Origin of the sequence: Lyngbya sp. CCAP 1446/10, assembly GCF_026130175.1 — a bacterium.
Classification (GTDB): Bacteria; Cyanobacteriota; Cyanobacteriia; order Cyanobacteriales; family Microcoleaceae; genus Microcoleus.
Window position 1 is genome coordinate 116,609 of record NZ_JAIGNI010000010.1, and the last position, 8,276, is coordinate 124,884.

At 44.5% G+C, this 8,276-nt stretch carries 5 protein-coding genes; 2 read left to right on the forward strand and 3 right to left on the reverse strand.

What is annotated here, in order from left to right:
• Positions 1–188 precede the first annotated feature (188 nt).
• Complete coding sequence (locus K4039_RS07155; protein WP_265234454.1) at positions 189–776, forward strand: hypothetical protein; 588 nt, start codon at positions 189–191, stop codon at positions 774–776.
• Between the two features lie 11 nt (positions 777–787).
• On the opposite strand, the gene K4039_RS07160 is transcribed toward K4039_RS07155, so the two are convergent.
• The 3 genes from K4039_RS07160 to treZ all read right to left on the reverse strand — a co-directional run bounded on the left by K4039_RS07160 (position 788) and on the right by treZ (position 7,136).
• On the reverse strand, positions 788–1,915 hold the full coding sequence (locus K4039_RS07160; RefSeq protein WP_265234455.1) for a tetratricopeptide repeat protein: 1,128 nt from the start codon (positions 1,913–1,915) through the stop codon (positions 788–790).
• A gap of 281 nt (positions 1,916–2,196) precedes the next feature.
• Positions 2,197–5,004, reverse strand: coding sequence for a malto-oligosyltrehalose synthase (gene treY, locus K4039_RS07165; RefSeq protein WP_265234460.1), 2,808 nt, complete (start codon positions 5,002–5,004; stop codon positions 2,197–2,199).
• A gap of 308 nt (positions 5,005–5,312) precedes the next feature.
• Positions 5,313–7,136 (reverse strand): malto-oligosyltrehalose trehalohydrolase, encoded by a 1,824-nt coding sequence (gene treZ / locus K4039_RS07170; protein WP_265234456.1) that lies wholly within the window; start codon positions 7,134–7,136, stop codon positions 5,313–5,315.
• Between the two features lie 317 nt (positions 7,137–7,453).
• Between treZ and K4039_RS07175 the strand changes: the two genes are divergently transcribed.
• The coding region (locus K4039_RS07175) for a glycogen debranching enzyme N-terminal domain-containing protein (RefSeq protein ID WP_265234457.1) at positions 7,454–8,276 on the forward strand (823 nt) is incomplete at its 3' end.

Genomic DNA, 8,276 nt, shown 5'->3' on the forward strand with positions numbered 1-8,276 from the left:
CATCTTGCCTACCCACAATCAATCTCTCTCTTTCTTGTGGAACAGGCATCTTGCCTGTTGCCTATCAGAGGCAGGCATCTTGCCTACCCCACAATCACTCTCTCTTCTCTCTTCTTGTGGAACAGGCATCTTGCCTGTTCCTAAATATTTTGCATCAACCCTAGGAAATTCCTGTTATTATTAGTTAAATGGAAAACATATCAATTCTAGAACAAGCCGCTAAATCGAATACTAAACCATCTGCCGCCACCGTAGTCGCAGCGCTATTAGAAGCTGAGAAAAACGCGAAAAAAAATAAAATTCGCTATTCTTTCAAGCAGTTAACCGGCAATTGGCGCTTGTGCTTTATCACCGGCACGAAAAAGAGTAGACAAAAAGCGGGAATTGTGTTAGGCGCGGGACGTTACATCCCTGAATGGGTGGCGAAAATTCAAATTGCTTACTCGGTAGAACCTGTTGCTGAAGGCGAAATGCCTAGTGAAATGGGCAAAGTGGAGAATTCGGTGCTCGTAGGTGCGATCGAGCTAACTCTTTCCGGGCCGACTAAGTTTTTGGTTAATCAGAATATTTTAGCTTTTGATTTTACCAGAATTACGGTGAAATTGTTGGGTAAAACCCTGTATCAAGGATTTATTCGCGGTGGTGAATCGCGGGAGGCAGAATTTTTTAGTTTAAGTGTGGGGAAGCAGGCTTTTTTTGCATATTTTCTGGTAGAAAGTGGGATAATTGCTGCGAGGGGAAGGGGCGGCGGATTGGCTTTGTGGGGGAGAGTTTAAGCTGTGACTCATCAACTGGTTTTGTTGGCGGCTTTGATCCTCTCCAAAATTGTAGCTTCCAGGGTGCGATCGCCTATTTGTCGCGCGATCGCCAAAGCTTGGTTGTAGTATTTCAAAGCCTCTTGCGGCTGAGAAATGCTGTCGTAGGTTGCACCGATATTCGTCAAAGTAGTAGCTTCCTCTCTGTGATCGCCCACTTCCCGCACAATCGGTAAAGCTTGGTTATAATATTTCAAAGCCTCTTGTGGTTGAGAAATGCTGCTGTAGACTGCACCAATATTAGTCAAAGTAGCAGCTTCCCCAGAGCGATTGCCCTCTTCCCGCGAAATTACCAAAGCTTGGTTATAATATTTCAAGGCTTCTTGTGGTTGAGAAATACTGTTGTAGACTATACCAATATTAGTCAAAGCAGTAAATTCCCCAGAGCGATTGGCCTCTTCCCGCGAAATTACCAAAGCTTGATTATAATATTTCAAGGCTTCTTGTGGTTGAGAAATACTGTTGTAGACTATACCAATATTAGTCAAAGCAGTAAATTCCCTTAAGCGATCGCCCACTTTCCGCGTAATTACCAAAGCTCGGTTATAATATTTCAAGGCTTCTTGTGGTTGAGAAATACTGTTGTAGACTATACCGATATTACCCAAAGTAGCAGCTTCTCCAAAGCGATCGCCCACTTCCCGCCAAATTGGTAAAGCTTGGTTATAATATTTCAAGGCTTCTTGCGGCTGAGAAATGCTGTTGTAGACTAAACCGATATTAGCTAAAGTAGCAGCTTCTCCAAAGCGATCGCCCACTTCTAGTGCAATCGGCAAAGCTTGGTTCAAGTATTTTAATGCCTCTTGTGGTTGAGAAATGCTGTTGTAGTTAAAACCAATGCCAATCAGTGCTAAGACTTCAAGTTTTCTAATTTTAATTTTTTGCGAAATGACTATAACTTGCTGCCATGTTTCGATCGCCTGTTTGTGTTTTCCTTGCTGTCCCTGTTGCGTTGCTTGCTCTATAAGTCTCTGGAATTCTTGACTCTGTGTACTTGGGCTTTGTGCCCAACTAGGTTGCACCATCAGCGGCACAGTCAGAGGACTCAAACACGCACCCAAAACCAAAACACTGCTGATAATTCGTTTCATATTATTCATAATTCACTAGCGACAGCGACAGGTTTCAACCTATCGCCGTCGTTATAAACAACCAATTCGCCTAATGACTACTGACTAATGAATAACGCAATACAGTTCAGATAAGAGATTATCAAAGGGAAAATCATGGAAAATAGAAACTGCGATTGCTTCGTTCCTCTCTTCGGACAATCTTAACTGAACCGTATTGAATAATAACGCTAACGATCGGGAACAGCACTACTGACAACCGACAACTGACAACTATCAACTGACAACTGTCAACTGACAACTGACAACTGTCAACCGACAACTGTCAACTGACTAATCAGCAAAGCTGTGGGAAAGTAACTGAGAGCTTCACCAATTGCCAGCGTACCGTTACTTTCTACCACCTGATTAGTAATCGCATCTTTCCAAACCGACGGCATTTGCTCCGACAATACCAGATGAGTATCTTTCCAGACTTGTTTGCCGATCGCAATTTCTTCCGATTTGACAACTCCCGTCAAAAACCGAGGAGCGATCGCAATAACTGTCGTATCTCCAAAGCTTCTGGAAAAGGCAACAACATTATCCTTAAACGTGCCAACTACCTCCAAAGGTCGATAGTCGCCTGATTTAAAGACTTCCAAGTATTTTTTTCTAGCTTCTAGCAATCTTGCCGTCAAAAACAACTTAATTCTAGCATCTTCCCGCGTCGCAATCAAATCTTCAACCAGTGCCAAAATATCCGTCTGAGCTTGCTGTTTGATTTCCCGCAAAACCTTGATTCTGCGGTCAAAATCTACCGGACGGCGGTTATCTGGATCGACGTGGCTTAAATCCCAGAATTCCGTGCCTTGGTAAATGTCTGGAACTCCAGGTGCCGTGATTTTTAGCAGCGTTTGAGATAAAGAATTGAAAATGCCGTAATGAGCTACTTTTTCCCAGAAAGGTAGAAATTTTTTGAGGAATTGATTTTGTTCCGAAGGTTCGAGAATGCTATCAATAAAGGTCATAAACCCAGTTTCGTAGTCATTATCCGGTCTCAGCCAAGCCGTATAAACTTTGGCTTCGCGCACGGCTTTGATCGCATAATCTTTGAGGCGATCGACATAATCAGTGTTTTCAATTCCCTCAAACGGAAAACTGCCGAGCAAAGTTTGGTACAAGAAGTATTCGTCATTAGTATCGGGAACCATTCGATTCACAAAATTGACTTTCTTAGAAGAGTTTAGCTCTCTCCAAGACCTGACTTGCTGTTCCCATTCCTCAGGAATTTCTGAGAGTACATTAATTCGGGCTCGCACATCTTCCCCGCGTTTGGTATCGTGGGTAGCCGTAGCGTTCATTTTGTGCGGCCAAGCTGCTTGCTGCTGCTTGTTGAACTCATGAAAATCCGCCAGAGAAACGCCGAACTGACTGGGGTTTCCTCCGACTTCGTTGAGGGATAAAAGTCGATAATAGACGTATAATAGCGTGTCTTCAACGCCTTTAGCCATCAACGGGCCTGTCAACTGCTGGAGTTTCATCACAAAGTGCCGGCGCTGCTCTTTTTGTTCGGTTGTCAGGGTTTCTTCTGCTTCCAGCAACAGCACCGTTTCGATAAATTTCAGTTCTTTGAGGAGTCGTGGCACTTGCTCTTTGGCGTGGGCGATCGCATATTTGACGTAAGTGCGATCGGACTCTCGCAAACCCTCTTGATTTATGTAAGTTCGGTACACTGGAAAAATCGTCAAAACTGCTGACAGCGCTTTTTCCAAACCCGGACGAGTAAAGTCATTTCCCTGTCGGGATTGACCGGAAATATTCTTTAAAAGTTGAGCCAGATTGTCTACATCTCCCGCCAAATTCTTCTCAACAATTAGCCCTTTTTTATCTAAAAATAACTGTTCATAGGGAACATTCAGTCGAGTAAATCTCTGATAGATTTCAGTAAATTGCTGTTCGCGATCGCACCGACAAAAAACGCCGTTTACGTAATTTAAAAAATCGTAGCCACTCGTTCCCTCAATTGGCCAATATGACGGTAAATCTTCTTTATGTTCCAGAATTTTTTCAACAGTAATATAAGTGTCTCCGGTTCTCTCCCGGAGCCGTTTCAAATATTCTGTGGGGTCGTAAAGTCCGTCGATATGGTCGATTCTCAATCCGGTAAACTTGCCCTGTTCCACCATGTCGAAGATCAGAGCATGATTTTTGTGAAAAACTTTAATCTCTTCAACTTTTACCGAAATTAGTTCGTTAACCGTAAAAAATCTTCGGTAGTTGATTTCTTCGGCCCCAACTTTCCAGAAAGCTAGACGATAAAACTGCTCGGAAAGCAACTCATCTAGCAAATTAAAGCTTTCAGGATTGCCCTTTTTTCCGTTGAAAAAATTGATATTTTCATCGATAAATTCCTGCACAATGGGATTTTGGTTGTACAGTTCCCACAGTAGTCCTTTGACAAAAGCTATCTGATCATATCTTTCTTTGCCTTTAGTTTCTGAAGGTGTATTTTTAATCAGATAAAAAATCCCCAGAAACTTGATAAAATCTGGATGACGCCTGCCTAATTCCCTGCCTAAATGCCCCAAATTATGACTGATAAAATTAGCATAAGATTCAATTTTTACTGGCAGTTTTAAGCTGTAGTAATTGATAGTCAGCCCAATTTCGCTGTATTTCAGTTGAATCTCGCTATTTTCCAGACACTCTCCATAAAAATTGCCCAGCAACGGAGCCAGCACTCGACCTCTGAGATGTTCGTAAGCGTGATTCCATTCAATATCGAAGTAGTCGAAATAGTCGGAATCTGGGCCGTGTTCCAATACATCTAACAGCAACAAGTTTTGAGTGTCGTAGGCCATGTGGTTCGGAACAATATCTTGCAGCCATCCCATGTTGCGTTGATTGATTTCGTATGTGAGGGCTTCAAAATTTTCTGAGGTTCCCAATTCGGGATTGATTTGATTTGAGTCAACCACATCGTATCCGTGACTGCTGCCTTTTCTGGCTTTAAATATTGGTGAGGCGTAAAGGTCGGTAATTCCTAATTCTTCCAGATAGCTCAGGATTTGTTTGGCGGCTTCAAAGTTAAAACCTGCATGAAATTGAATCCGATAAGTTGTTGTGGGAATTCTCAGCACTGTTAATTTTACTCCTGATTGATTGGTTGCTCGGTTTTTTTGTTTACTATTAGAAATAGTTGGTTCGGTAGAACGGCAGCGCCCAGTGTCAACAATCGCCTAAAAACATTTATATCTCTCGCTTATAGGCTAGTCTAGATCCCCCTAAATCCCCCTTAAAAAGGGGGACTTTGAGGAGTCTCTTGTCCCCCCCTTCTTAAGGGGGTTAGGGGGGATCGCGAAGACTAGGAAATCAAACAGTAGGCTGATACTAAATTTGAGCTGGTTGTTGACACTAATAAGCAGCGAAACCGAATCTACTATTTCTATCTTAATTCGTAGAGTGCGAAACTCTGTGGTTTAACAGTCAACTCTTGCTCAGAGTTGATCTTTTCAGGCAAGCTAGAACCTGAACCCATCCATTTTAGATCAGCAGAGTCTAAAATTTTGTGACCATTGCCTTGGGGAAGTGCAGCCGTAAAAGCCACTTCTTGGCTGTTGAAGTTTAGAATGCAGAATATCTGGCTGTCATCTGTCCATCGACGGAGAAACAAGATTTTTTCGGCTTCAATGCTGGAGACTTCTAGATTGTTTTTATCGAGTTTTTTCAGGGCGGGAATTGTCCGCCGCAGTTGAATCAAATTTTGATGCCATTCCCAGAGGATTTTGTGTTTTCCTGCTGTTTGTTTTTCCCAATTTAATTTGCACTTGTGGAAGCTGTCAGGACTCTGGGGGTCTTGAAATTCGCCTCGACCTTCAAAAGCTTTAAATTCTTGTTGTTTGTCTTTGCGGATAGCTTCAATTAAGTCAGGGTCTGAGTGAGAAACAAAGTACAGAAACGGCGCTGTTTCTCCGTATTCTTCTCCCATGAACAGGAAGGGAATGTAGGGAGAAATTAACACCGTGCCGGCTGCGAGTTTCAGTGCTTCAAAGTCAACTATTTGCGAGAGTCTGTCTCCCAAAATGCGGTTGCCGATTTGGTCGTGGGTTTGGGAAAATACCAAAAATTTATCGCCCGGTTCATCTTTGACTGAATTGCCGTGTTTTCGCTTTCTGTGGGGGGCGTACTGACCGGAGTAAACAAAGCTTTCTTTGAAGGCTTTTTCGAGGTGTTCACACTTGCCGAAGTCTTGGTAATATCGGTCATTTTCTCCCGTAAGTAATGTGTGCAGTGCGTGGTGAAAATCATCGCACCATTGAGCATCTAATCCGAAGCCTCCGAGTTCTTTAGGACGTACTGTGCGGACATCGTTTAAGTCACTTTCTGCGATTAAGTAAAGTTTCCTTCCGAGTTCGTGGGAAATCTCGGCTGTGGCATCGGAGAGTTCTTGCAAAAATGGTCTGGCACCGACTTCAAATATTGCTTGAATTGCATCTAATCTCAGGGCATCAATGTGATAGTCTCGAAACCAGTAGAGGGCGTTTTCAATAAAGTAGTTGCGCACGCCGTCGCTGTATGCGTCGTCAAAGTTGAGGGGGTCTCCCCAAATTGATCCGTATTTTGAGGTAAAGTAGGGGCCGAAGTCGCGGAGGTAGTTTCCTTCGGGGCCGAGGTGGTTGTAAACTACATCAAGAATTACTGAGATGCCGTGTTCGTGGCAGGCGTTGATGAGTTTTTTGAAGCCTTCGGGGCCGCCGTAGGAGTTTTGGACGGCGTAGGGATATACGCCGTCGTATCCCCAGTTTCGATCGCCGGGAAATTGGGCAACTGGCATGATTTCTATGGCGTTGATTCCCAATTCTGTGAGTTGTTTGAGTTGGGGAATTATTGCTTCAAATGTTCCGGCTTGGGTGAATGTACCGACGTGCAATTCATAAATTATTGTGTCAGCGAGCGGCACGCCTTGCCAATTTTTATCAGTCCAAGTAAAGTCGTTTTCATCTATTACTTGGGATGGGGAATGTACGCCTTGGGGTTGATATTTTGAGGCTGGGTCTGGTCGGTCGGTTTTTCCTTCGAGTTGGTAGGTGTAAAGGGTTTCTGGTTGGATGTCTGTAGCTGTGGTTTGCCAGTAACCTTCTACGGATTGTTGCATTGGTATCAGGCGTTTGTTTGGGGAAACAATTTGGAGGGCTATTTGTTTGAGGGTGGGCGCCCAAACTGTAAATTCACATTGGTTGTTGCCGAGGTAGTTGGCTCCTATCTTCACTTTGAGTTGTTCTCCTTATTAAAATAGGTTGGTTGTCCGATCGCCCTTTGGGCGCTATCAAAGGCTGTGTTCTTAAGGTGCAGCGCCTGTGTAGAGGGTAATATTACTTCAAATAACAAACAACTAACTTTAGACAGAGCAACGGCTAGAATTGTCGCTGGGGCAAAAGTAGCGGTTGGCTATGTCTAAATTAGACCATGAATCTGGATCGGGGCGATCGCCAATCTTGACCACCTACAATAGTTGATATTTCTTGTTTATATAATGTCTAAAATATATCTAAAGGTAGATCACAAATCAGCGTGAGCGTGTATTTTATGGCTATTACTTTTGGACGGGAAATCTGCTGCAATCTGGACTCGGCGGAGTCTCGCGAGTGGTTAGTCACCAACGGGATCGGCGGTTACGCTAGCGGGACGATCGCAAATCTCCTCACTCGCCGCTATCACGGCCTACTGGTAGCTGCCCTCAAACCCCCGCTGGGACGCACTTTGATGCTCGCTAAGCTGGACGAGACGGCTGTGTATGCCGATCGCGCCTATCCGCTTTATACCAACCGCTGGGCCGATAGTACGATCGAACCCCACGGCTACAACTGCATCGAAAGCTTCCACCTCGAAGGCACGACGCCTGTTTGGAGGTTTGCCCTCGCCGACGCTATCCTCGAAAAACGGATTTGGATGCAGCAAGGTGCTAACACAACATATATTCAATACCGCTTGCACCGCGCCTCACAACCGATCGCCCTCGCTGTCAAAGCCCTAGTCAACTACCGCGATTACCACCACATCACCAGCGCCGACGACTGGCCGATAAGGCTAGAAACCTTGACACGGGGGGTTTGCGTGACTGCTTTTGAGGGAGCATCGCCACTTTATTTGCTGACAGATGCCACAACAGAAGCTAAATTTCGAGTCTCTACGAATTTATACAATTGGTACTACGGATTTTACTTGGCAGCAGAAAGGCAGCGCGGATTGGACTACTGTGAGGATCACTTGCACGCAGCGACTTTTCACATGGCGATCGCACCGGGGCAGTCTCTGACATTGATCGCCAGTACCGAGAAAAATCCCCAGTCATTCCGTGTCAAACACCCGTCTATTGCTCAAGAGGGGGAGAGGGGGAGAGGGGGAGAGG